We start from the raw sequence: 24316 nt of genomic DNA on the forward strand, positions 1-24316 counted from the left end.
TGCAGACCTGTGGGTCATTTTTTTGGATCAGTGCATCGCCTTGGCGCGGGCCACCACGTTGGCCGGCATCCGGTTGCCAAGACGGTTGAGCAGACTCGCCGCCTTCTGGTGCAGCGCCTTGTCACCTATGACAGCGCCATGGAGCCAACGGTAGGCATCCTCATAATCAAGCGGACTGCCCATCCCCTGCAACAGCATCTCGACCCACTCGATGCGAGCCCGCAGAAAACCGAGGCTGGCCGCCTCGCGCATCAGTGTTTCGGCTCGCACCAAATCCTTCTGCACCAAAGTTCCTTTCCAGTAGTAGCGACCCAGTTGCTCCAGCGCCGGCGCCAAACCCTGATTGGCCGCCTCCCACATATATTGCACCCCGATCTCGGCATTGGGTTTGGTACAGACACCCCACGCCAGCATATCCCCCCAGAGGAATTGATAGGCCGGGATCTTCATCACCGAGGCGCGCGCTTCGATATCCTGAGTCAGCTGACAGCGATCCTGCTTCACCTGAGTGAGGTGGCGCCCCTGCTCAATCCAGTTGAGCAGCTCGTCCTGACGATAGAGCGGCACCGCCTGCAACTCGCCTGCGGCCAGAGGTGCGGGAGGCGCAACCACAGCGGCAGGCTCAGCCGGTTTTGGCAGCGGCGCGGCCCCCTCGCCACTGCTGGCAACGGGTGTGACCGGCTCGGCCGGAAGCAAGACGGGGACTGCCTCAGAGGGCGCTGGCGTAGCAGCAGAGACAGGGGCCGTTGCCACCGCAGCACTGCTTGCTGTCGGTGCCGATGCACTTGCTGCAGGCGCATCGCTCGATACGGCAGCCGATACCGCCTCGGCACCATAGAGGGGCGCGGTGAATGCACCGACAAGAACGAGAAGGGTAAGGGGTTTCATCATAAGGATCTCCTGCTGCACTCTGTTATCGGCACCAAGCCCCATCCCCTTAGCCTGCCGGGCGGCTCTCATCAATACAAAAGGGAGCCGAAGCTCCCTTGTTGGCACGGTTGACCCGCTTACTTGACGAAATCGACACCCAGCTGGATATCTGCTTTCAGGGTAGCCAGCATGCCTTCCATCGCTTCCTGCTCGAACGCGCTCAGCTTGCCGTAATCAAGTACGGTTTCGACGCCATTCTTGCCCAGCAGTACCGGCTGTGCGAAGAAGGTGGCGTGCTCGCCGTTGCCTTCCACGTAGGCGCACTCGATGACATTGGCTTCGCCCTGCAGACCCTTGATGAGGGAGAGACCGAAACGGCAAGCCGCCTGACCCATGGAGAGGGTCGCAGAACCGCCACCGGCCTTGGCTTCCACCACTTCGGTACCGGCATTCTGGATGCGCTTGGTCATGGCAGCCACTTCTTCTGCAGTGAAGGAGGCGCCTTCAATCTGGGAGAGCAGCGGCAGAATGGTCACGCCACTGTGACCACCGATCACGTTGACGCGTACTTTGTCGATGTTCAACCCTTTGGCAGCGGCCACGAAGGTCTCGGCGCGGATCACGTCCAGGGTGGTGACACCAAACAGACGACGCTTGTCATAGACACCGGCTTTCTTCAGCACTTCGGCAGCGATGGCAACGGTGGTGTTGACCGGGTTGGTGATGATGCCGATCAGTGCTTTCGGGCAAGTGGCCGCGCACTTCTCGACCAGATTCTTGACGATACCGGCGTTGATATTGAACAGGTCGGAGCGATCCATCCCCGGCTTGCGTGCCACACCGGCGGAAATCAGCACCACATCGGCCCCAACCAGCGCAGGAGTCGGATCTTCACCGCAGAAGCCCTTGATGGCGACGTCGGTAGGAATATGACTGAGGTCAACGGCCACACCCGGAGTAACCGGGGCGATGTCATACAGGCTCAGCTCGGAGCCAGCCGGCAGACGGTTTTTCAACAGCAGAGCGAGGGCTTGACCGATGCCACCAGCGGCACCCAGAACGGCAACTTTCATGATCAACTCCATGTTTAAGCGTAGGTTTAAGGTTGTTTGTTGTTGTGCGCCCAACCTTAATGGATCCCCCCATAAAAAACAATCTGATAACAGTTGCAGTCACGGGTTCTGTGAGCCACGAAACATGCGGGAGCAAAAATTGGAGGGAAATACAAAAAGTTGGAGGAGAAGCACAGTTTTTCTGCACTTCCCCTTACCATAAAGAGGTAGATCTGAGGGTCTCAGGATTGGAATGCCAGCGCCCGTTTTTCACACCAGCGAAAACCAATTGTTAACAATCCGTTCATCGCCAGATAAAGCCCGCCAGCCACCCCGAACACCGCCAGGGTATCGTAGGTCTGGGCATTCAACCCCTGCGCCAGCCCCATGATGTCCATGATGGTGATAGTACTGGCGAGGGAGCTCCCCTTGAGAACCAGGATCACCTCGTTGGAGTAGGCAGGCACTAGATGACGGGCGGCATGGCGCACCTTCATCCACAAGGTCTGGCGGCCGTTAAAGCCAAGCGCACGACACGCCTCTACTTCACCGGCCGGGATGGCATCGAGCGCCCCCTTGAACAACCGGGTGGAGTAGGCCGCCGTGTTGAGACCCAGCGCCAGCACGGCGCAGAACCAGGGCTGCTTGAGCAGCGGCCAGAGCGGGCTGGCTTTCAGCCACTCAAACTGGCCCGGCCCGTAGTAAATCAGGAAGATCTGAATGAGCAGCGGCGTGCCGGTAAAGAGCAGCACCCACAGCTGCACCAGCTGGGTCGCCACCGGCAGGCGCAGCTCCAGCACCCAGGTCATCAGGGCTGCCAACACAATCCCCAGCAGCAGGCTGAACAGGGTCAGCTCCAGCGTGGTGACAAGACCGCCCAGCAACGTAACGAGATACTCTTGCATCAGTTAGCCTCCGTAGCGGCGGGTGTAGCGGGCAGCCAGCCCGAGGCCATATTCACTCACCAGACTGATGGCCAGATAGATGAGGGCCGCGGCGGCATACCAGGTGAACGGCTCATAGGTACTGGCCGAAGCCATCTGCGCCTGACGCATCATCTCGTTGACCCCGATAAGCGACACCAGCGCGGTATCTTTCAGCAATACCAGCCACTGGTTGCCGAGGCCCGGCAGGGCATGACGCCACGCCTGCGGCAACACGATGCGAAAGAAGATGTTGCTCTTGTTCAAACCCAGCGCCAGCGCCGCCAGCCGTTGACCTGAAGGCACCGCATTGAGCGCCGCCCGCAGGGTCTGGGTCGCATAGCTGGCGAACAGCAGGGAGAGCGCCAGCACGCCACAGGCGAACGGGCTGAACTCCACATACTCGCCAGTGATGAGGAACAGCACCTGGGTCGAGCCGAAGTAGATGAACAGCACCACCAGCAACTCGGGCAGACCACGGATCAGCGTGGTCAGAGTGGCCACCGGCCACACCAGCGCACGCTGCTTGCTGAGCTCGGCGGCACTAAACGCCAGTGCCAATACCATGCCCCCGACCAGTGATGCCAAGGCCAGCCCGAGGGTCATCCAGGCTGCATCCAACAACAGGCTCAACATGGCTTACTGCGCGAAGTATTTGTCGAAGATTTTCTGATAGGTGCCGTTGGCCTTGATCTCGGCCAGCCCCTTGTTCAGCTGGGTCAGCAGCTCCTGATTGCCCTTGGCGACCGCGATGCCAAAGCCGGTACCGAAGTACTTGGCATCGGTCACTGGCGCACCCACCACCGCATACTCCTTGTGCTGCTTCAGCCAATCGGCAGCAACGGCGGTATCAGCAAACACACCGTCGGTACGGCCATTCATCATGTCGAGGAAGGCGCTCTGGTAGCTGGCGTACGGTACGGTCAGCAGGCCCTTGCTCACCCAGTTATCCACCAGATAGGACTGGTGAGAGGTACCGTTCTGCACGCCGACTGTCTTGTCGACCATCTCTTCCGGCCCCTTGAAGGCCCCTTTCTTGGCGACGAATACTGCCGAGTTCTCGTAGTAGATGTCAGAGAAATCGACCTGCGCGGAGCGCTCAGGGGTTACGTCCATGGCGGCGATGGCAGCATCGTAGCGACGGAATTTGAGGCTGGGGATCAGGCTGTCAAAGGCCTGGTTGTGGAAGCTGCACTCCAGCTTGGCCTGCTCGCAGATGGCGCGGGCCAGATCGATGTCAAAACCCTGAAACTCGTTCTTGTCATCCAGATATTCGAACGGTGCGTAGGTGGCTTCGGTGGCGAACTTGATCTCTTTGGCCATGACGGAGGTACTCAACAGACCCATGGCAGCAACCAACAACAGACTCTTTTTCATGACAGCTTCCTTATCGATTCAATATCAATGCATCAAGAATTCGGCAAACCGGCTGGTTTGCGGGGATTGGAAAATGGCAGCGGTGCCGGATTCGATGATCCGCCCCTTCTCCAGATAAATCACCTGGCTGGCTACCTTGCGGGCAAAGTCGACCTCGTGGGTCACCACCACCTGGGTAATGCCGGTCTGGCTCAGGTTACGGATGATCTCGGCCACCTCCTTGGTGATCTCGGGATCGAGGGCGGCGGTCGGCTCGTCAAACAGCAGCACTTCCGGGTCCATCATCAGGGTACGGGCAATGGCCACCCGCTGCTGCTGGCCGCCGGAGAGACGTGCCGGCCAGGCATCGCGCTTGTCGGCCAGTTGCAGCTGGGCCAGCAGATAGGCCCCCTTCTCGATAGCGGCCTCCTTGCTCATGCCGAGCACCTTGACCGGCGCTTCAATCAGATTCTCCATCACAGTGAGATGTGGCCAGAGATTGTACTGCTGGAACACCATCCCCACCTTGCGACGCAGCAGTTGGGACTGGCGGTTGAATTCGGCAGCAGAGAGGGAGTTCGGGAAAGAAAATTCACTTTCACCAATCCGCAGAACACCCGCATCCGGGGTATCCAGCAGGTTCATCATCCGTAGCAGGGAACTCTTGCCAGCACCGCTCGGGCCCAGCAACACCAAGGTTTCACCGGGGGATGTCCGAAAGCTGACCTGTTGCAGAACCGGCACCTTGTGCCAAGACTTCTCGATACCTATTAATTCAATACCCATACAGCCTAATTGAATAAGTTTTCAAAATTTCATCCCGATTCTATCCCTAATAAAGGTTGATGCAAGCCATTTTTGAATCAATATGCAGAACAAGCGCCGCTTCCTTGCAAAAAACGGCATATGAATGCAAAATGGCCCCGCTGTTCGTATCTGCCGCCTGTATCGCACAGGCCGCCACACCTCCTCATTCGTGAGACCAAGATGAAACACAACGACAAGCAAGAAAAACTGGCCAAGGCCTTTAAAGCCTTGCTGAAAGAAGAGCGCTTTGGCTCCCAGGCAGAAATCGTCACCGCCCTGCAAGAGCTGGGCTTCGAGAACATCAACCAGTCCAAGGTATCGCGCATGCTGAGCCGCTTCGGCGCCGTTCGCACTCGCAATGCCAAGATGGAGATGGTCTACTGCCTGCCGGTGGAACTGGGCGTGCCCACCACCTCCAGCCCGCTCAAGAATCTGGTACTGGACGTCGATCACAACGGCGCACTGGTGGTGATCCACACCAGCCCGGGTGCAGCCCAGCTGATCGCCCGCCTGCTCGACTCCCTCGGCAAGGCAGAGGGGATCCTCGGTACCATCGCCGGTGATGACACCATCTTCATCACCCCGACCAGCGATACCGATATCGAAGAGCTCTATCTCTCCGCCCTCGAGCTGTTCGAACAGACGCCGTAATGGCCGCTACCACGTCATAGCGGTCACGCCAGAACGAAAAATCCCGGCCAAGGCCGGGATTTTTGTTTTCTGCAGCTTCGTCAGGCGGGCTTATTTGCCCTGCGCCATCAGAAAACCTTCAGATGGGGCGAAGAAGGCCGCGCCGGTCACTGCCTTGGTAAAGCGCAACAGGTGATCGAAGTGGCTGCCCTCCCCCTTGTACATGCTGGCCAGCATGGCGTTGAAGTGCTGCGGTGTGCGGCAGCAGGAGATGAAGTAGAGCCCCTGCTCGGTCATGGTGCCCCAGGGCATGCTCTGGCGCAGGATCTCCATAGACTCCCCTTTCGGCGTCTTGAGGTTGACCCGCTTGATGTGGGCGGTCAGCGGTTTGGCGGCAGATTCATACTCGATATTGTCGGGCTTGGTACGACCGATAATGTCTTCCTGCTCTTTCTGCGCCAGCTTCTCCCAGTCGCTCATGGCGTGGACCCAGCGCTGGACGTGAATGTAGGAGCCACCGGCAAACTCGCCATCGGCCAGCAACGCCACTTCGGCACGGTGTTCATCCTGCGGGTTCTCGGTGCCATCGACGAAACCGGTCAGGTCACGGCAATCCAGATTGCGGAAACCGCGCACCTCTTCGGCCAGCTCGACCAGTCCGGCCAGCAGCGCCATCACACGGTGACCGGCGTGGTGCAACACATCCACCCGATCGGCGCGCAGCTGAATAAAGAGATCAAACGGGGTGTTGGGCGCTTCCTGACCGTTGGCGGATTGCGCCATAAAGCTGCGGAACTGGGGCGGACGAGCGGCAGGGTAGAGACCATCCCAGGCATCGGCGCCAACGGCAACCAGACCGCTGAAACCGGCATCGGGGAAATCGGCGGCGACCGCCTGCCACAGGGCGGGCAGTTTGGCCAGAAGGCCGACCAGTTCGGCGGCATCGCCGGTACGATTGAACATCAGATAGAGGGCGTGCAGATTCGGCTCTGCGCAGATCCCAGCTTGGGCTTTCATATATCTCTCCCCTGAATAGGCGTTAGCGTTACGGGCTATTTGCGTTGCGCGATTATAAACCAGAGTGGATCCAGTTCTTTGATTTCACGACGATATCACGCGTTCAGGGCAAAGGGTCAAACAACACCAGCACATGGGGGGCAACCTTGATCCGTGCCCGCATCCCATCAAGGGGCTCGCCAATGCTCGCCTCCAGCTGCAGATCGTCACACTCGAACAGCACCCGGCAGTGGTGGCCGAGGAACTGCTGCTCCACCACCTTGAGCTCGCCATCTGCGGCGCTCTCCAGCAGCAGTTGCTGGGGTCGAAGCATCAGCTGCAACTGCTCACCCACTGCGCGGCCATGGGGCTCGCTGCCACAAATGACCCCGAGCGCCGTCTGTACGCAGTGGCTGTCCACCACCTCGGCAGCCAGATAGTTGACCCCGCCGAGAAACTCCGCCACGAAGCGGTTTTGCGGGCGGCGATAGAGCTGCTCCGGCTGGCCCACCTGCTCGATATGACCGGCGCGAAACAGCGCCAGCCGATCGGCGAAGGCGAACGCCTCCTCCTTGCTGTGGCTGACGAAGATGGCGCCAATCCCCTGCTGCTTGAGCAGGGCGCGGATCTCGAGGATCAGCTTCATCCGCACCTGGGTATCGATGTTGGAGAAGGGCTCATCCAGCAGCATCAGCCGCGGCTTGCACACCAGCGCCCGGGCGATGGCTACCCGCTGCTGCTGACCACCGGAGAGCTGGTGCGGATAGCGATCCCCCAGCCCCTGCAGATTGACCAGCGCCAACGCCTCATCCACCTGCTGTTGGCGGGCACTGCGATCGAGTTTGGTCAGCCCGAAACCGACGTTGTCGGCCACCGTCAGGTGGGGAAAGAGGGCGTAATCCTGAAAGATCATGCCGATGTTGCGCGCCTCGGGCGGCACGCTGGCACCCGGCCCGTCGAGCAGGGTATCGCCGAGGCGAATAGAGCCCTCTGCCAACGGCAGCAGCCCGGCGATGGCCTTGAGCAACGTGGTTTTGCCGCAGCCACTGGCTCCCAGCAGGCAGACGATCTCGTTGTCTGCCACCGTCAGGGAGAGCTGTTCCAGCACATTGCGGCCGTTGTAACGGCAGCTGACATTTTCAACCTGCAAACAGGACAAGGCTGACTTCCTCTCGTTTCTGGCGGCGCGCTGCCTTTCGGTTGAGCACACCGCATGCAATTTCATTGACCGACGTGGCGACTCAGTGACCCGGACTGTCCAGACTGCGGTTGACCCAGATCAGCGGCAACAGTCCCACCAGCACGATAACGATGGCCCCCAGCGCGCCACGCTCCAGCATCTCGTCCGAGACAAACTGATAGACGTGAGTCGCCAGAGTATCGAAGTTGAACGGCCGCAGCAGCAGAGCGGCGGGCAGCTCCTTCATGGATTCGATGAATACCAGCATGGCACCGGCAAACAGACCACGGCGCACCAGCGGCAGATGGACCCGGCGCAGCATGTCGCCATCCCCCTGCCCAAGAGAGCGGGCAGCCATGTCGAGGCTGGGGGAGATCTTGCCCATGCTGCTTTCCACCGAGCCGATGGCGATGGCCACGAAGCGCACCAAATAGCCGAACACGATGGCGGTGATGGTACCGGTCAGCAGCAAGCCCGGGCCCTGACGCCCGAGCCACTCGGCCAGATCGTTGATGGCAAAATCGAGGGCGGTGAGCGGCACCAGCACCCCGATGGCCAGCACGGTCCCCGGCATGGCGTAGCCCATGGCGGCGATGCGCAGGGGCAACAGACTCTTTATCCCGCCATCGAGGCGGCGGAAGAAGCCGAGCAGCAGGGCGATGCCCATCGCCAATAGTGCCGTCAGCGCCGAGATAGCCAAGCTGTTGCCGGCGAAGCGGACAAACTCCGGCGTCCACGACAATTCGAAGTAGCGCACCCCGTAATCGAGCAGGATGACAAACGGCAGGCCGAAACCGGCCAGCACCAGCCCCCAGCACCAAAAAGCGGCCAGAGCGCGACTCATCCCCTTGAGCGGATAGCGCAGCGGCTGCTCATGGCCCATGGACTTCTGGAACACCTGCTGTCGACTGCGCGAGCGACGCTCCAGCGCGATCAGCAGCACCACAACCAGCAGCATCAGGCAGGAGAGTTTGGCCGCGGTGGCCAGACTACCGTAGCCGAGCCAGGTGTCGTAGACTGCTGTGGTCAGGGTGTTGATGGCAAAGAAGTGGACGGTGGCGAAATCGGCCAGCGTCTCCATGGCCACCAACGATACCGCCACCATGATGGCGGGGCGCGCCAGCGGCAGACTGAGACGACGAAAGCTCTGCCACGGGGTACAGCCGAGCAGGCGGCTGGAGTGGATCAGGCTGACTGACTGCTCGAGAAAAGAGGCGCGGGTCAGCAGATAGACATAGGGGAACAGCACCAGCGCCAGCACCCAGGCGGCGCCGCCAAGGGAGCGAATGGCCGGAAACCAGTAATCGGCAGGACTGTTCCAGCCAAAGAGTGCTCGCAACCCGGCCTGTAGCGGGCCCGAGTAGTCGAGCAGGTCGGTATAGACGTAGGCGACGATATAGGAGGGCATCGCCATCGGCAGCATCAGCGCCCACTGCAGGGCGCGCCGCCCCGGTACCTGACACATGGCCACCAGCCAGGCGGTAGGCACGCCAAACAGCAAGCTGAGCAATACTACGCCGACCACCAGCCCCAGAGTATTGGCCAGATAGTCAAGCAGCACGGTATCGGCGAGGTGGCGAAACAGCTCCCCCTCAGCCGAGAAGGCAGAGAAAAGCAGGGCTATAACCGGTAAACCCAGCAGCAGGGCGATGGCCCAGCTGCCGGTCATCCATCCAAAATTTTTCATGAGACCACAGATGTTGATGGGGCCGTTGGCCCCATCTGATTACAAGTCGAACTTCACTTCATCCAGCAACTGCAAGGCGTCCTTGCGGTGCTTGGCGTAATCGCTGACCGGTAGTGCGTCAGACTTGAAACTGCCCCAGGACTTGACCATGGCGGAAGGCTCGACTCCGGCCTTGACCGGATATTCGGCGTTCACGTCCGCATACATGTGCTGGGCGGTATCACCAGCCAGAAACTCCATCAGCTTCTGGGCCTCGGCCTTGTTCTTGGCATACTTGGTCATGGCCACGCCGCTCACGTTGACGTGGGCACCGCGGTCAGCCTGGTTCGGGAAGTTGATATAGACCGCATCCGCCCAGGACTTCTGCGCCGGATCTTTCAACATGGCGCCCAGATAGTAGCTGTTGCCGAGCGACACGTCACAGATACCATCCTTGATCGCCTTGACCTGATCCCGGTCGTTGCCCTGCGGCTTGCGCGCCAGGTTGGCCTTGACCCCTTCCAGCCAGGTTTTGGTCTCAGCCATGCCGTGATGGGCAATCATGGAGGAGACCAGCGCCACATTGTACTCATGCTTGCCGCTGCGGGTGCAGATTTTTCCTTTGAATTCAGGCTTGGCCAGATCTTCGTAGCTGATGGTGTCGAGCTTGCCGAGGCGATCCTTGCTGGAGTAGATGGCGCGCACCCGGGTGGTCAGGGCGAACCAGCGATTCTCCGGATCACGATAGATGGCGGGGATGTTCTCCTGCAGGATCTTGCTATCCACCGGCTGCACCAGCCCCTTGTCCACCAGATCGGTCAGACGGCTGATATCGACGGTCAGCATCAGGTCGGCCGGAGAGAGCTTGCCTTCCCGCTCCAGACGCTCGTTCAACCCCTCTTTGGCGAACACCACGTTCACCTTGATGCCAGATTCCTTCTCGAACTGCTGGATGATGGGCTTGATCAGCTCATCCTGGCGGTTGGAGTAGACATTCACTTCCCCGGCCGCCAATGCCGACTGAGCTGCCAACGCAGAGAAAGCCAGTGCCAACATCTTCATTTTCATCATCCATTCCTTGATTAGCTATACAGAGTGATAACGATTTCCGTTTGCATTCTGCATACATCTTATGAGTGGATCAAGAAAGCTCGCCGTCGCCACATCACATATTTAATCGCCCATAAATGAAAAGGGCCGGATGGAATCCCATTCGGCCTCTCCTGAGCAAAACGTTATGTTGATCAGGCTTCAATAAGCGCTCACGCCATCGGGATGCCCCGAGGTCGGGAGGTCAACAGATCTGTACGTCACGGATGCGGTTCATCACAGCGCCTCGTCGTCACTCTCGCCGGTGCGGATGCGCACCGCTTGCAGCAAGTCGTAGACAAAAATCTTGCCGTCGCCGATCTTGCCGGTATAGGCCGCCTTGCAGATCGCCTCGATCACCCCTTCCACGTTATCATCGGCGGTAGCAATCTCCAGCTTCACCTTGGGCAGGAAGTCGACCTGATACTCGGCTCCCCGGTATAATTCGGTGTGTCCCTTTTGGCGGCCAAATCCCTTGACCTCGGACACGGTCAGCCCTTCCACCCCCAGGTTGGCAATAGCCTCGCGGACATCGTCCAACTTGAACGGTTTGATAATCGCACTAATCAGCTTCATCTGGTTGCTCCCAATCCATGGTGTGTCATGAATCGGGTTTCAATTCTTATGCCAAGTATTTTTATTGTTTTATTTCATATAGATAGAGTTTAATGCCTGCGCCATTCGTCAGGCACATCCCCATAACCGGCCAGCACGCCCCATAATGAGGCACCATGCTGCAGCGGTCAGCGGGTATGCACCAAACAAGAGCAAAACAGCATGTTAGTTATCTCCAACAGCGTCACGATTCCCTGGCATGAGCTGCAATTTCAGACCATGCGGGCACAGGGCAACGGTGGACAGCACGTCAACAAGACCGACTCCGCCGTCTGGCTGCGCTTCGATTACCGCAACTCTCCCAGCCTGACGCCCCTCTACAAGGAGGGTCTCGACAAGCTGAGCGACAGCCGGGTACACGACGGCTTTATCCTGATCCGGGTCGAGAGCCATCGCAGCCAGGACATGAACCGCAAGGAGGCGATGAGCCGTCTGGTGGAGTTGCTGAAAAAAGCAGCCTGGCGCCCCAAGGCTCGTCATGCCACCAAGCCGACCCGCAGCTCCCAGCGCAAACGGGTCGATGCCAAAAAGCGCAAGGGGGATATCAAGTCCGCCCGCGGCAAACCGGTTCTGGACTGAGCCAGCCCCCAAAGGATGTCAGCCGATGAGATACAGTTTTTGCGACAGCGCCCGCGGCCCGCTGCTGGTCGCCATCGATCAAGATGGCCTGCGCTATGTGGAGTTCGTGCGGGGGGAGCAGCCGGTAACTCCGACCGATGAGTGGCAACGTGATGACCTGGCTCTTGCTCCTTTCGTCGAGCAGTTCACCGCCTATTTCGCCGGAAAATTGCAGCTGTTCGATCTGCCCATGGCAGCGAAGGGCACCCCGTTTCAACAATCGGTGTGGAACGCTTTGTGCGATATCCCCTATGGCGAGACCGTGAGCTATCTCGAGATTGCCCAGGCTATCGGCAATCCCAAGGCGGTGCGGGCTGTGGGCGCTGCCAATGGGCGCAATCCGCTGAGCATCATAGTGCCCTGCCATCGGGTGATCGGACGCAGCGGCGAGCTGACCGGCTATGCAGGCGGCATTCCCATCAAGCGCTGGTTGCTGGCACTGGAACAGGCAGGCACAACATTCGAGCTGGCCCCATGAGACGATGACCGCCCCGGAGAGGGCGGGGCAATATCGCGACCAGAATGAAAAGGATTTCAATCAGTGGCCACGCTTTGCTGATAAGATGAACAGAAAATGAAGAATCGCCTCAGAACTACTTCAGATTGAGCTTGGCATGATGGCTCCATACTTGAATGGCACGGCTCATTCGCTGATTCAAGTAGCACCCATGTGACGCTTCCAATCTGTCTTTTTCCCCGCGCCTCCTCTGAGGCGCTTTTTTTGTGCCGACACAACAGGCCGCCACCCGGCTTGAGTGGCCTGAACGCCACAAAATCTGCGCCCGCCCAAAAACCAAGAGGCGAAGGATCATCCTTCGCCTCTGACGTAACAGCTGGCTACTCGTTCTGGGGCAGGAACTGCAGTTCCGGCGCCGAGGAGGTCAGCACATCGGCGCAATAATCCCAGGTCGAGATGCGATAGTGCTGCAGATCTTCATCCAGATGCAGGCCGTCCGACTCCTGATGGAACCAGCTGGCAAAACGGGATGGGGTGATGAGCTGGATCTGCTCTTCGATAGCGTGGCTATCCTTCCCCTCGGCCAGATCGCAATCTTCGATAACCCGCAGGGCGTAGATATGACGAAAATAGACCCGGCAGAGGATTTGTGGGGGCAGATCGATGCTGCGCGCCCGCCCCAGCATGATGGTCAGGGAGTCGCTCCAGAGATCCTGATGCAGCTCGGCCACAACCAGACCGGGCGGTAGCTGGCGGGACGGAGCCCAAGGGACGGCAACCTGCCGAATGGCATTTTTCTGTTCCATATTCACCTCACGACGACTCGCTCCCTGTCTTGAGTCTATCTGAACCACATAGTCCCGGCGAAGGCAATCGATGGACAGTAAAAACGGCAATAAAAAAGCCGACGTATCAAACGTCGGCGAATAAAAAGTGCTTACAACAGAGGATTCACATATTCAGACCCGCGGGTCGAAAGATTGGTTCCCTCTTTTTGTAATTAATTTTCGGCGCGTTTAAACATCAGGGTATTGGCGTCCGACTCTTCCGGTACGAAGTAGTAGCCCTCGGCGTTGAAACCGGTCAGCTGCTCCACCTCGGTCAGACGGTGCTTGATGATGTGGCGAGCCATCATGCCGCGCGCCTTCTTGGCGTAGAAGCTGATGATCTTGAACTGGCCGTTCTTCTCATCCTTGAACACCGGTGTGACAATCCGCCCTTTCAGGCTCTTGGGTCGTACCGACTTGAAATACTCGTCGGAAGCCAGATTGATCAACACCTCATCCCCCTGCGCTGCCAGCGCGTCGTTGAGATGGTGAGTGATCACCTCCCCCCAGAACTGGTAGAGATCCTTGCCGCGATCGTTGTCGAGCTTGGTCCCCATCTCCAGCCGGTAGGGCATCATCAGATCGAGGGGGCGCAGCACGCCGTAGAGGCCGGAGAGCATCCGCAGGTGCGCCTGAGCGAAGTCAAAATCGGCCTCGCTGAAATCCTCTACCGCCAAACCGGTGTAGACATCCCCCTTGAAAGCCAACAGCGCCTGACGGGCGTTGGCGGGAGTGAAATCTGGCTGCCACTCGGCAAACCGGGCGGCATTGAGACCGGCCAGCTTGTCGCTGATCTTCATCAGAGTGGCGATCTGGTCAGGGCTCAGTTGGCGGGCCCGGCTAATCAGTTCGGCGGAGTGATCCAGCAGCTCGGGTTGGGTGAAACGGGGTGTCACCAGCGGTGACTCGTAATCCAGCGTCTTGGCCGGGGAAACCACAATCAGCATAACGTTCCTTTATGGCGAGGGGCCGAACGGCAGAGCAGCCCCATGATTCATTCATCCAGCGTCACATTGTCCAGCGTGCCGGTACCGAGCCGCTCGCGACCGGAGAGCTTGATCAGCAGTCGCAGGTCGTTGGCCGAGTCGGCGTGGGCGAGTGCCTCACTGTAGCCAATCTGGCCGGCGCAGAACAGGCTGAAGAGCGCTTGATCGAAGGTCTGCATACCCAGCTCGGTGGATTTGGTCATCACCTCCTTGAGGCGATGCATCTCTCCCTTGCGAATAATGTCAGTGATGAGCGGAGTATTGAGCAGGATCTCGAACGCAGCGCAGCGCCGCTTGCCATCCATACTCGGCACCAGCTGCTGGGCGACGATGGCCTTGAGGTTGAAAGAGAGATCGAACAGGAACTGGCGGTGTTTGTCCTGCGGCACCAGATGGAGGATGCGATCCAGCGCCTGGTTGGCATTGTTGGCATGCAAAGTGGCGAGACAAAGGTGTCCCGTCTCGGCGAACTGCAGGGCAAACTCCATGGTCTCCTGGCTCCGGATCTCGCCGATCAGGATCACGTCCGGCGCCTGACGCAGCGAACTTTTCAGCGCCACATCGAATGACTCGGTGTCGATCCCCACCTCTCGCTGGGTCACCAGACTGCGACCATGCTGATGGACGAACTCCACCGGGTCTTCCACCGTCAGAATGTGACCATCGGCATGCTGGTTGCGATAGCCGATCATCGCCGCCTGGGTAGTCGATTTGCCCGCCCCGGTGGCGCCAACAAACAGCACCAGCCCCCGCTTGGCCATCGCCACCTCTTGCAGAATTTTGGGTAGCTGCAGATCTTCAAAGGTGGGAATGCGGGTCTCGATACGCCGCACCACCATGCCAGGCAGCTCCTGCTGCCAGAAGGCGCTGACCCGAAAACGGCCAAGCGCTTCGCGATAGATCGCGTAGTTGGCCTCCTTGGTGCGGATATAGCGCTCGAAGTGATCGCTGCTGAGGGTATCCCTGACCAGCGTCAGCGCCCCCTTCTTGTCGAGCGCTTCCCCCCCCAGCGACACCAGATGGCCATTCACCTTGAGGGTGGGCGGCGAGCCCACCGTCACAAACAGATCTGATCCCTTTCGCTCGACCAGCTCGCTCAGCAGATCATCCAGATTCATCATCTATCCCTCCCTGGGTGCGAGTCGCTTAAATGCTGTTGGGATCAACAGCCTTGGCCTTGGCATCGAGGGATGCCACCACGCCACGACTCACCAGCTGCTTGAGGCTCTGATCCATGGTCTGCATGCCGTGGGTCATCCCGGTCTGGATCACCGAGTAGAGCTGGGCAATCTTGTCCTCCCGGATCAGGTTACGCACCGCCGGAATGCCCATCATGATCTCGTGAGCCGCCACCCGGCCACCGCCAATACGCTTGAGCAGGGTCTGGGAGATGACCGCCCGCAGGGATTCTGAGAGCATGGAGCGCACCATGTCCTTCTCCGCGCCCGGGAAGACGTCGATGATACGGTCGATGGTCTTGGCCGCCGACGAAGTGTGCAGAGTGCCAAACACCAGATGGCCGGTTTCGGCGGCCGTCATGGCCAAACGAATGGTCTCAAGGTCGCGCATCTCGCCCACCAGAATGATGTCCGGGTCTTCCCGCAGTGCCGAGCGCAGGGCGTTGCTGAAGCTCTTGGTATCCCGGTGAACTTCCCGCTGGTTCACCAGACAGCGCTTGTTCTCGTGGACGAATTCGATGGGGTCTTCGATGGTGAGGATGTGGTGATGGAAGTTCTCGTTGATGTAATTGACCATGGCCGCCAGGGTGGTCGACTTACCGGAACCGGTCGGGCCGGTCACCAACACCAGACCCCGCGGGAACTCGGCGATCTTGCGGAAGATCTCCGGCGCATCGAGATCCTCGAGGCTCAGCACCGTGCTGGGGATGGTACGAAATACCGCACCAGAGCCGCGCGCCTGCTGGAAGGCGTTGACCCGGAAACGGGCCAGATTGGGTACCTCGAACGAGAAGTCGACCTCGAAGTTCTCCTCCAGCTCCTTGCGCTGATGGTCGTTCATGATGTCGTAAATAAGGGCATGCACTTCCCGGTGTTCCAGGGCGGGCAAATTGATCTTGCGAACCTCACCATCAACCCTGATCATCGGGGGAACCCCGGCCGAGAGGTGTAGATCCGAGGCTTTATGCTTTACACTGAAAGCCAATAACTCTGTGATATCCATAGACTTGTCATTCTCCCATCACAAGATCACTAACGAAATATGAACCAGATTGCCCAGCACCTGTTTCAGGTAAAGGAACGCATTGCCCAGGCCGCCGAACGGGCGAGCCGCAACCTGCAGCAGATCCGCCTGCTGGCCGTGAGCAAGACCAAACCGGTCGAGGCCATCATGGCCGCCCATGCCGCAGGTCAGCGCTGCTTTGGTGAATCCTACGCCCAGGAAGCAGCGGCCAAGATCGATACCTTGCGCCAGCAGCCGGAATATAGCGACATAGAGTGGCACTTTATCGGCCCTTTGCAATCGAACAAATCCAAACTGGTCGCCGAACGGTTCGACTGGGTGCAGAGCGTGGATCGGGACAAGCTGATCGACCGCCTCAACAACCAGCGCCCAACTACAATGGCACCGCTAAATGTTTGTCTGCAAATCAATATTAGCGGAGAGAGCAGTAAATCCGGAACGTCGGAACAAGAGATTTTCCGCCTTGCCGAGCTGGTCTCCCACAGTGAGCGGCTGGTGCTGCGGGGGCTGATGGCCATTCCCGAGCACACCAGTGACGAGGGCGTACTGGCCGCCCAAATGACCCGTATGCAGACTCTGTTCACCGAGCTTGCGCGACAATACCCCACGGTGGATACCCTCTCGATGGGGATGACCGAGGATCTTGAACTGGCGATAGCCCACGGCAGCACCATGGTGCGGGTCGGCACCGCCATCTTCGGCGCCCGTGACTACTCATAGGCAAGGCCCGCGGATAACCAATAAGTCCGCCTCTTACCGCGACTTCATCAACAGGAGCGTTTGATGGAACACCGAATTCTGGCGTCAGGTGGTGCAGGCAGCGCCAACCTCGCCGCGACCCCATATGCTACAGGAGCATCTGATGCAGCATAGAACGCTGGCCTTTATCGGCGCGGGCAACATGAGCCGCAGCATCATCGCCGGACTGGTCAAGTCGGGTTATCCCGCCGGGCAGATCACGGCTGCCAACCCCAGTCTGCCCAAGCTGGAGGCGCTGGCGAGCGAACATGGCATTCGCATCACCCAGAATAATGCCGAGGCGGCCCGTGACGCCGAAGTGATCGTGCTGGCGGTCAAACCGCAGCTGATGGCCGGCATGCTGTCAGCACTGGTTGAAGAGTTGGGCTCCCTTGAGGGCAAGCTGCTCATCTCCATCGCGGCGGGCATCAAGGTGGCGCGCCTTGGCGAGATGGCCGGTGGCCACGACTGCATCATCCGCACCATGCCCAATACCCCTGCCCTGCTTGGTCTGGGCATGACCGGCCTCTATGCACCCGAACATATTGCCGCCGCGGATCGCGACTTTGCCGAGCAGATGATGCAGGCGGTCGGCAAAACCCTCTGGGTGGAGCAGGAGTCTGGCATCAACGGCGTCATCGCCGCGGCGGGCAGTGCTCCGGCCTACTTCTTCCTCTTTATGCAGGCGATCGCCGAAGAGGCTGAGGCGATGGGCTTCTCGCCCGATCAGGCACGCCTGCTGGTGCAGCAGACCGCGCTGGGTGCAGCCACCATGGTGGAGCAGAACCCTGAGCTGGCGCTGCAAACCCTGCGTGAGCAGGTCACCAGCAAGGGCGGCACCACAGCCGAAGCCATCAAGACATTCCAGCAGCAGGGGCTGATGCCGCTGACTGCGCAAGCCATGCAGGCGGCCGTTGCTCGCGCCACCGAAATGGAAACCCTCTTCTAACAGGAGCCCAGATGAACACTGCTTACTTTCTGATTAACACCGTTTTCGATCTCTACCTGATGGTGATCCTGCTGCGCGTCTGGCTGCAGTGGGCCCGCGCCGACTTCTACAACCCGATGAGCCAGATGGTGGTCAAGCTGACCAATCCGCTGGTGATCCCGCTGCGCCGCGTTATCCCGGGCTTTGGCGGCATCGATCTCGCTTCCGTGGTGCTGGCGCTGGCTGTCGCCTTCCTCAAGCTGGCCCTGCTCAAGAGTATGAACGTGCTGCTGGCGGACTGGCTCAGCATCAGCCTGTTTGCCGCGCTGACCGTGCTGAAAAAAGCGGGCTCGATGATCTTCTGGGTACTGCTGATCCGCGCCATCCTGAGCTGGGTCAGCCAGGGCCGCAACCCCATCGAATACGTGATGCATCAGCTGACCGAGCCCTTCCTCGCCCCTATCCGCCGCGTACTGCCGGCACTGGGCGGACTGGATCTCTCGGTGCTGGTCGCCTTTATCGGCCTGCAAGCCATCAACTACCTACTGGGTGACCTGTTTGGCCAGCTGTGGTGGATGATTTGATGCCAGCCGTCCTGCAACAAGGGGATGAACTGGTACTGCATCTGGTGATCCAGCCCAAGGCGAGTCGGGATCAGATCATCGGATTGCATGGCGAAGAGCTGAAAGTGGCCATCACGGCGCCGCCGGTTGATGGCCAGGCCAACAGCCATCTGATCAAGTTTCTGGCCAAGCAGTTCAAGGTGGCCAAGGGACAGATCACCATAGTGCGGGGCGAGCTGGGGCGACACAAAACCGTCGCCATCGACAGCCCCAAACAGTTGCCGCAAGAAGTGAGTGCTCTGCTGAATGACACGCAAGGCTGAATGAATCGGCCTGCGCCAACCGTAGATATGAGAGGGATGACAGATGAAAACAGCCTGGATGAGTGGCCTGCTGGCACTGCTGATGACCCTGCCGCTCAAGGCAGAACAGATGAAGGAGCTGGGGCCCTGGCTGGTGCACTACAACGCCTTCAACTCCAGCTTCCTCACACCGGAGGTCGCCAAGGCGTATGGACTGGAGCGCAGCCGCTACAACGCCATCATCAATATCGCGGTACAGGACAAGCAGAAAGTGGCGCAAGCCGTGGGGATCACCGGCGAGGCCAAGAACCTGACCGGTACCATCCGCACCCTGAACTTTCAGGAGGTAAAAGAGGGCGATGCCATCTACTATCTGGCGACCCTCCCCTACCGCAACGAAGATACCTATCAGTTCACCCTGAAGATCATGGGCGGTGGGCAGCAACAGAACCTCAGCTTCCAGCAGACCTTCTACGTAGACTGAGCAGCAACAAGAAGCCCCGACCAAGGCCGGGGCTTCATTTTATCCATATGACAAGGGCGCCATCAGGGCGCCCTCGTTGCATCTATCCCGTACCGCGACTGTTACAGGGCGAGGAACAGACCGGCCAGACAGGCGCTCATCAGGTTCGCCAGCACGCCGGAGAGAATGGCGCGCATGCCGTAACGGGCGATGAAGGATTTGCGCTCCGGCACCATGGAGCCCAGACCGCCGATCAGGATCGCCATGGAGGAGATGTTGGCAAAGCCGCACAGGGCGAAGGTCACGATGGCCTTGCTCGACTCGCTCAGGGTCTGATCCTGCACCAGACCGATAAAGGCGACGAACTCGTTGACCACGATCTTGGTACCGATCAGAGCGCCAGCAGCTTGCGCCTGATCCCAAGGTACCCCGATCAGCCAGGAGACGGGGGCAAACAGCCAGCCCAGAATGATCTGGAAGCTCAGATCCAGTCCTACCAGACCACCAGCCCAACCCAGCAGACCATTGAGCATGGCGATCACACCAACGAAGGCCAGCAGGGTCGCACCGACCGCCACCGCGATATTGAGGCCGGACATGGCGCCATCGGCCGCCGCTTCAATCACGTTGGTGGCGCGGGGGATCTCCACATCCTGATGGTGATCGACCTCTTCAGCTCCCGGCGGCACCAGGATTTTGGCCATCGCCAGACCGGCAGGGGCCGACATGAAGGCGGCAGCGATCAGGTATTTCAGCTCAACCCCGAGGCTGGCATAGCCCACCAGGGTGCCACCGGCGACGGAGGCGAGACCACAGCTCATCACAGCGAAGAACTGGGAATCGGACATCTTGGAGAGGTAGGGTTTGACCACCAGCGGCGCTTCCACCATGCCGACGAAGATGTTGGCGGTCGCGGAAAGACTCTCGGCACGGCCGGTGCCCAGCAGCTTCTGCAAGCCACCACCCAGCAGGGCGATCACCCGCGGCATGATACCGATGTGGTAGAGGATGGCGATCACCGCGGAGAAGAAGATGATGACCGGCAACACGTTGAAGGCAAAGATGAAGCCCAGCTTGAACTTGGCCAGATCGCCGAACAGGAAGGCGATCCCCTCCTGACCATAACCGATCACGCTGCTTACGCTCTCGCTGACCCCGTTCAGCACGTGCTGACCGGCAGGCAGCCAGAGTACCAGACCGGCAAACATGATTTGCAAGCAGAGGGCAAGGCCAACTGTTCGCAACGGGATACGACGACGATTATCAGAGCAGATGACGGCAAGCGCCAGGATACTCAGGATGCCGAGCAGGGCAATCATAGGGACTCCATCAGGTGGGGCAAAAGATGGGCGCGGATTCTGCGCCTCTCCCCCCGTCACTGCAAGTCCGCTTGGTTACAAGCCTGTTAGAAAAAACGTTTTCACGATATCGGTTGCGCCAACTGGCTGATTTGGTTCGATTTTAGTATCAGGAGAAATCAAGAGTTCTTATATGGAAACAATCATTCCTCACCGCCGGACAATTTACCCCCGAGCCAGGGGGCCAGTCGCTGCTCCCAATAGGGTTCGGGGCCAAAGCGGGCCTTGAGGAAATCGATGAAGAGACGGATCTTGGGATCCAGATGTTCGCGCCGGGCATAAACGGCGTGTACCGCCATCTGTTGGTTCGGTCGCCACCCTGGCAGCACAGGGATCAGCTTGCCGCTCTGTAACTCCTTGTCCAGCAAGTAGTTGGCAATATAGGCGATACCGAGCCCGGCCAGTGCCGCATCCCGCACCGCCTCCGCCATATCCACCCGATAGTTGCCCACCACTTGCACCGTCTGGCGCTCCTTGCCCTGGCGAAACGACCACTGGTGATAGCGCCGCTCCCGACTCTGGTAAGTGATGCAGTTGTGCTGGGCCAGATCCTTGGGATGAAGTGGCGTGCCGTGGCTAAGCAGGTAATCCGGCGACGCCGCCACCACGAAGCCAATGTCGGCCAGCCGCTGTCCCACCAGCCCTTCCGGCTTGTCCTCATAGGTGGTGAGCCAGAGATCCAGCCCCTCATCCACCAGATTGGTTCTATGGTCGAACAGCGAGACCTCCAGCTCCAGCTCGGGATAGCGATCCTGAAACGCCTTGAGATGAGGAATGACGTGCAGACGACCAAATGATTGGCCCACCCCGAGATGGAGCACGCCACTCACCTTGCCACGCCGCTCGGCGATCATGGAGTCAGCCTCCTGCGCCACTGCCACCAGCGCATGGCAGTGACGGGCATACTCCTGACCCAGCTCGGTCAGGACGAAGCGGCGGGTGGTGCGCTGCACCAGCTGGGCGCCAAGGGTGGTCTCCAGCAGCGCCAGCTGCTTGCTGATATGGGATTTGGAGACCCCGAGACGACGGGCGGCGGCAGAGATCCCCTGCTCGCGCACCAGCGCATCGAAGATCACCATTTGAGGAAGACGTTGCAGCACAGGATAACCGGATTGAGTGGCGGGAGCCCATTATTCCAGAGCCGCCCGCCAAGGGGTAGGGTCAGAGCCCCAGCGCCCGGGTGATCTGCAGTTTGAGGGGATCGTCAGCCGGATTCTGATTGGCACCGTAGCTGGCGATCAGCTTGCCATCGCGCCCCACCAGATACTTGTGGAAGTTCCAGTTCGGCTCATCCCCATCAGCGGCCGCCGCCAGCCCCTTGAACAGTGGCACTGCATCGGAGCCCCGCACCGCTACCCGATTGAACATCGGGAAGGTGACGCCATAGTCGCGGCGGCATACCTCGGCGGTCTTGGTCTCGTTGCCCGCCTCCTGCCAGAAGTCGTTGGAGGGGAAGCCCAGAATAATCAGCCCTTTATCCTTGTAGCTCTGGTAGAGCTTCTCCAGATCGCGGAACTGGCCGCTGTAGCCGCAGTAGGAGGCGGTATTGACCACCAGCACTACCTTGCCCTCGGTCAGCTGACAGAGGTTGTGGCGCTGGGCATTGTTGAGTTCCCGCATCTCCACATTGAAATAATCTGGGCACGCCGCAGAGGCCGCACCGGCCCCCAATAACAGCAACAGAGTGAACCATTTCATCGCCAAGACTCCTTTTGTTTTGTCCATCATACGCGGTTACCAGAGCCGCAGTTCACTCTCAATGCAATGGAATGCCGGTCAGCCAGCCGTGGCCCCAGAACACCAGCAGCGCAGTGGCAGCCAGGCCCGCCCCGACGCTGATTCCGGTGCCCGTCCAGTTAGCCGCCGGGCGGGGATACCGCTGCCAGTCCCGCACCGAAATCCAGACCATGCTCACCAGCGCCCACAGCCCGATGCCGCCAAACAGCACCAGAGATCTAGCCTCGCTGTTGACCAGCAGATGGGCCACCGCCCAGAGCAGGGTTCCGAGCAGTTGGGGATGCACCAGCCAACGGCGCAGATGGTTGGGCCCCTGGCCGGAGAAGAAGAGGATCAGCGCAAAGGGCATCATCACCGTCATGGTCATCGGCCCCCACTCCGGCAGGAAGTAGAGCGGCAGCGAGCTGGCCGAGCGCCAACCGGCGATGATGCAGGCAATGGCGACAAACACCAGCAGGGAGAAAAGCCCCTTGTAGCGATTCTCACCCAGCCGCTCGCGTAGCCGCGCCCGATGGGCCACCGCAAAACAGGGGTAGAGATGGATCAGGGTAAACAGCGCAACCCCTAGGGTCAGCAGGAACATGAGTCTCTCCTTGTACTTGGTACGACCACTATGCCGTAAAGGGAGATGTGCGCCTATCAAAACCGCGCTGACCCATGGAGTCAAAAGTGTGGCAAGACAAAGGAGCAGAAAGAAAAGAGCCGATCACGATGGATCGGCAAATAAGTGCCAGGGCAGTCAGACATCTCGCGGGATGGGAGATGCCCCAAACGGGGATATTGAATGGCCGATGGGGCGCATCGGCCGAACCGGATCAGCCCTTGAGCTGATAGAGCGCCGCTACGTTGCGCGCAGTCAGCTGAATGTTGGTGCTGGCGCTCTCCAGCGCCTCCGGCAGAGACATGGCGCGGTTGACCACGGCGAATACCGCGTCCAGCCCGTGATCATGTACCACACCACAATCGTCGGTCAGGCAACCGGAGATACCGATCACCGGCTTGCCGAACTGCTTGGCGCAACGTGCGACACCGATTGGCGTCTTGCCATGGATGGTCTGGCTGTCGATGCGACCTTCACCAGTAATGACCAGATCCGCATCGGCCACTTCCTCGGCCAGTTTCAGCGCTTCGATGACGATCTGGATGCCGGGCTTGAGTTCGGCACCAAGCAGACCGACCAGCGCGGCCCCCATGCCACCGGCAGCGCCCGCCCCCGGAATATCCTTCACCTGCTTGCCAAGGGCCTGCTCAATGCAGTCGGCATAACGGGAGAGGTTGGCATCGAGTTGCGCCACCATCTCTGGAGTCGCCCCCTTCTGCGGGCCAAACACGGCGGAGGCGCCTTTCGGGCCGCACAGCGGGTTGTTCACATCGCACGCCACCTCGATAATCAGATCGCTCAGGCGCGGATCCAGACCGTTCAGATCGATGGTCGCGAGTTCGGCAAGACCTGCGCCACCCAGCTCGATGGCAGAGCCATCCGCTTTGAGCAACTTGCCGCCGAGCGCCTGGATCATACCGGCTCCGCCGTCATTGGTGGCGCTGCCGCCGATACCGAGGATAAGGTGCTTCACCCCCATCTCCAGCGCGGCCAGGATCAGCTCGCCGGTACCGAAGCTGGAGGTGAGCAGCGGATTGCGCTGCTCGGGCGCCACCAGATGGATACCGGAGGCGGCGGCCATCTCGATGACGGCGCGCTCGCCATCACCCAGCAGGCCGACGAAGCCCTGCACCTTGTTGCCGAGCGGGGCGGTCACTTCGACTGGGAGGATGCGGCCACCGGTGGCATCCACCAGCGATTGCACCGTGCCTTCACCGCCATCGGCCATCGGCAATTTGACGTAGGTGGCGTTTGGCAACACCTGTTTGAAACCAGCCTCGATGGCATCAGCCACCGCCATGGCGCTCAGACTCTCCTTGAATGAATCGGGGGCAATAACAATTTTCATATCA

Annotated in this window: 28 protein-coding genes; 8 read left to right on the forward strand and 20 right to left on the reverse strand. The window is 59.7% G+C overall.

Translation table 11 applies throughout. The annotated features are described in order from the left end of the window. Positions 1-27 precede the first annotated feature (27 nt). From OKC42_RS12085 to OKC42_RS12110, 6 genes are all read right to left on the reverse strand, one after another. Positions 28-612 carry a tetratricopeptide repeat protein gene (locus tag OKC42_RS12085; RefSeq protein ID WP_151286247.1) on the reverse strand — a complete coding sequence of 195 codons (585 nt, stop codon included), beginning with the start codon at positions 610-612 and terminating at the stop codon, positions 28-30. Positions 613-1007: 395 nt separating this feature from the next. Continuing rightward, positions 1008-1943 carry a malate dehydrogenase gene (gene mdh, locus OKC42_RS12090; RefSeq protein WP_069554449.1) on the reverse strand — a complete coding sequence of 312 codons (936 nt, stop codon included), beginning with the start codon at positions 1941-1943 and terminating at the stop codon, positions 1008-1010. A gap of 221 nt (positions 1944-2164) precedes the next feature. Further along, on the reverse strand, positions 2165-2827 hold the full coding sequence (gene artM / locus OKC42_RS12095) for an arginine ABC transporter permease ArtM (RefSeq protein WP_005348902.1): 663 nt from the start codon (positions 2825-2827) through the stop codon (positions 2165-2167). Positions 2828-2830: 3 nt separating this feature from the next. Next, positions 2831-3481 carry an arginine ABC transporter permease ArtQ gene (gene artQ / locus OKC42_RS12100; protein ID WP_151286211.1) on the reverse strand — a complete coding sequence of 217 codons (651 nt, stop codon included), beginning with the start codon at positions 3479-3481 and terminating at the stop codon, positions 2831-2833. A gap of 3 nt (positions 3482-3484) precedes the next feature. After that, a complete protein-coding gene (locus tag OKC42_RS12105) occupies positions 3485-4222 on the reverse strand; it encodes a transporter substrate-binding domain-containing protein (protein ID WP_019445594.1) in 738 nt (245 codons plus the stop codon). Between the two features lie 24 nt (positions 4223-4246). Continuing rightward, positions 4247-4987: an ATP-binding cassette domain-containing protein gene (locus OKC42_RS12110; protein ID WP_005357971.1), complete on the reverse strand. Its 741-nt coding sequence runs from the start codon at positions 4985-4987 to the stop codon at positions 4247-4249. A 201-nt stretch (positions 4988-5188) separates the two neighbouring features. Here OKC42_RS12110 and argR point away from each other — a divergent pair, with 201 nt between their 5' ends. Further along, positions 5189-5659 carry a transcriptional regulator ArgR gene (argR, locus tag OKC42_RS12115; RefSeq protein ID WP_005340378.1) on the forward strand — a complete coding sequence of 157 codons (471 nt, stop codon included), beginning with the start codon at positions 5189-5191 and terminating at the stop codon, positions 5657-5659. A 90-nt stretch (positions 5660-5749) separates the two neighbouring features. On the opposite strand, the gene OKC42_RS12120 is transcribed toward argR, so the two are convergent. The 5 genes from OKC42_RS12120 to glnK all read right to left on the reverse strand — a co-directional run bounded on the left by OKC42_RS12120 (position 5750) and on the right by glnK (position 11145). Continuing rightward, complete coding sequence (locus tag OKC42_RS12120) at positions 5750-6655, reverse strand: Dyp-type peroxidase (RefSeq protein ID WP_236368180.1); 906 nt, start codon at positions 6653-6655, stop codon at positions 5750-5752. A gap of 103 nt (positions 6656-6758) precedes the next feature. Beyond that, complete coding sequence (locus OKC42_RS12125; RefSeq protein WP_236368179.1) at positions 6759-7793, reverse strand: ABC transporter ATP-binding protein; 1035 nt, start codon at positions 7791-7793, stop codon at positions 6759-6761. 82 nt (positions 7794-7875) lie between these two features. After that, positions 7876-9501, reverse strand: coding sequence for an ABC transporter permease (locus OKC42_RS12130; protein ID WP_270819815.1), 1626 nt, complete (start codon positions 9499-9501; stop codon positions 7876-7878). 39 nt (positions 9502-9540) lie between these two features. Continuing rightward, positions 9541-10548 (reverse strand): Fe(3+) ABC transporter substrate-binding protein, encoded by a 1008-nt coding sequence (locus OKC42_RS12135; RefSeq protein WP_005340374.1) that lies wholly within the window; start codon positions 10546-10548, stop codon positions 9541-9543. A 258-nt stretch (positions 10549-10806) separates the two neighbouring features. Beyond that, a complete protein-coding gene (glnK, locus tag OKC42_RS12140) occupies positions 10807-11145 on the reverse strand; it encodes a P-II family nitrogen regulator (RefSeq protein WP_005341406.1) in 339 nt (112 codons plus the stop codon). A gap of 201 nt (positions 11146-11346) precedes the next feature. Between glnK and arfB the strand changes: the two genes are divergently transcribed. Next, complete coding sequence (gene arfB, locus OKC42_RS12145; protein WP_021230947.1) at positions 11347-11763, forward strand: alternative ribosome rescue aminoacyl-tRNA hydrolase ArfB; 417 nt, start codon at positions 11347-11349, stop codon at positions 11761-11763. A 25-nt stretch (positions 11764-11788) separates the two neighbouring features. Further along, positions 11789-12280 (forward strand): methylated-DNA--[protein]-cysteine S-methyltransferase, encoded by a 492-nt coding sequence (locus OKC42_RS12150; protein ID WP_270819816.1) that lies wholly within the window; start codon positions 11789-11791, stop codon positions 12278-12280. Between the two features lie 359 nt (positions 12281-12639). On the opposite strand, the gene OKC42_RS12155 is transcribed toward OKC42_RS12150, so the two are convergent. From OKC42_RS12155 to tapT, 4 genes are all read right to left on the reverse strand, one after another. Then, positions 12640-13065, reverse strand: coding sequence for a hypothetical protein (locus tag OKC42_RS12155; RefSeq protein WP_040098961.1), 426 nt, complete (start codon positions 13063-13065; stop codon positions 12640-12642). A gap of 194 nt (positions 13066-13259) precedes the next feature. After that, on the reverse strand, positions 13260-14033 hold the full coding sequence (yaaA, locus tag OKC42_RS12160; RefSeq protein ID WP_040067414.1) for a peroxide stress protein YaaA: 774 nt from the start codon (positions 14031-14033) through the stop codon (positions 13260-13262). A gap of 47 nt (positions 14034-14080) precedes the next feature. Then, positions 14081-15190 (reverse strand): type IVa pilus ATPase TapU, encoded by a 1110-nt coding sequence (gene tapU / locus OKC42_RS12165; protein WP_005340356.1) that lies wholly within the window; start codon positions 15188-15190, stop codon positions 14081-14083. A gap of 28 nt (positions 15191-15218) precedes the next feature. Further along, positions 15219-16253, reverse strand: coding sequence for a type IVa pilus ATPase TapT (gene tapT, locus OKC42_RS12170; RefSeq protein ID WP_005340354.1), 1035 nt, complete (start codon positions 16251-16253; stop codon positions 15219-15221). Between the two features lie 39 nt (positions 16254-16292). Between tapT and OKC42_RS12175 the strand changes: the two genes are divergently transcribed. The 5 genes from OKC42_RS12175 to OKC42_RS12195 all read left to right on the forward strand — a co-directional run bounded on the left by OKC42_RS12175 (position 16293) and on the right by OKC42_RS12195 (position 19289). After that, a complete protein-coding gene (locus tag OKC42_RS12175) occupies positions 16293-16994 on the forward strand; it encodes a YggS family pyridoxal phosphate-dependent enzyme (protein WP_019445603.1) in 702 nt (233 codons plus the stop codon). Between the two features lie 142 nt (positions 16995-17136). Next, complete coding sequence (gene proC, locus OKC42_RS12180) at positions 17137-17961, forward strand: pyrroline-5-carboxylate reductase (RefSeq protein WP_151286204.1); 825 nt, start codon at positions 17137-17139, stop codon at positions 17959-17961. Between the two features lie 11 nt (positions 17962-17972). Beyond that, positions 17973-18524 carry a YggT family protein gene (locus OKC42_RS12185; RefSeq protein WP_005340343.1) on the forward strand — a complete coding sequence of 184 codons (552 nt, stop codon included), beginning with the start codon at positions 17973-17975 and terminating at the stop codon, positions 18522-18524. After that, positions 18524-18826, forward strand: coding sequence for a DUF167 family protein YggU (gene yggU / locus OKC42_RS12190; RefSeq protein WP_005340341.1), 303 nt, complete (start codon positions 18524-18526; stop codon positions 18824-18826). The genes OKC42_RS12185 and yggU overlap by 1 nt, the downstream gene beginning before the upstream one ends. 43 nt (positions 18827-18869) lie before the next feature. Then, on the forward strand, positions 18870-19289 hold the full coding sequence (locus OKC42_RS12195; protein WP_005340339.1) for a DUF4426 domain-containing protein: 420 nt from the start codon (positions 18870-18872) through the stop codon (positions 19287-19289). Positions 19290-19390: 101 nt separating this feature from the next. Here OKC42_RS12195 and OKC42_RS12200 read toward each other — a convergent pair whose 3' ends face one another. From OKC42_RS12200 to OKC42_RS12220, 5 genes are all read right to left on the reverse strand, one after another. Then, positions 19391-20587, reverse strand: coding sequence for a NupC/NupG family nucleoside CNT transporter (locus OKC42_RS12200; protein ID WP_005348874.1), 1197 nt, complete (start codon positions 20585-20587; stop codon positions 19391-19393). A gap of 182 nt (positions 20588-20769) precedes the next feature. Beyond that, positions 20770-21705 (reverse strand): LysR family transcriptional regulator, encoded by a 936-nt coding sequence (locus tag OKC42_RS12205; protein ID WP_270819861.1) that lies wholly within the window; start codon positions 21703-21705, stop codon positions 20770-20772. Between the two features lie 82 nt (positions 21706-21787). Then, positions 21788-22324 (reverse strand): glutathione peroxidase, encoded by a 537-nt coding sequence (locus tag OKC42_RS12210; RefSeq protein ID WP_005341435.1) that lies wholly within the window; start codon positions 22322-22324, stop codon positions 21788-21790. A gap of 58 nt (positions 22325-22382) precedes the next feature. After that, complete coding sequence (locus OKC42_RS12215) at positions 22383-22946, reverse strand: NnrU family protein (RefSeq protein WP_042084306.1); 564 nt, start codon at positions 22944-22946, stop codon at positions 22383-22385. 232 nt (positions 22947-23178) lie between these two features. Then, on the reverse strand, positions 23179-24312 hold the full coding sequence (locus OKC42_RS12220) for a glycerate kinase (protein ID WP_270819819.1): 1134 nt from the start codon (positions 24310-24312) through the stop codon (positions 23179-23181). Between the last annotated feature and the right edge of the window lie 4 nt (positions 24313-24316).

Origin of the sequence: Aeromonas sp. Y311-2, assembly GCF_027706025.1 — a bacterium.
GTDB classification, from domain to species: domain Bacteria; phylum Pseudomonadota; class Gammaproteobacteria; order Enterobacterales; family Aeromonadaceae; genus Aeromonas; species Aeromonas veronii.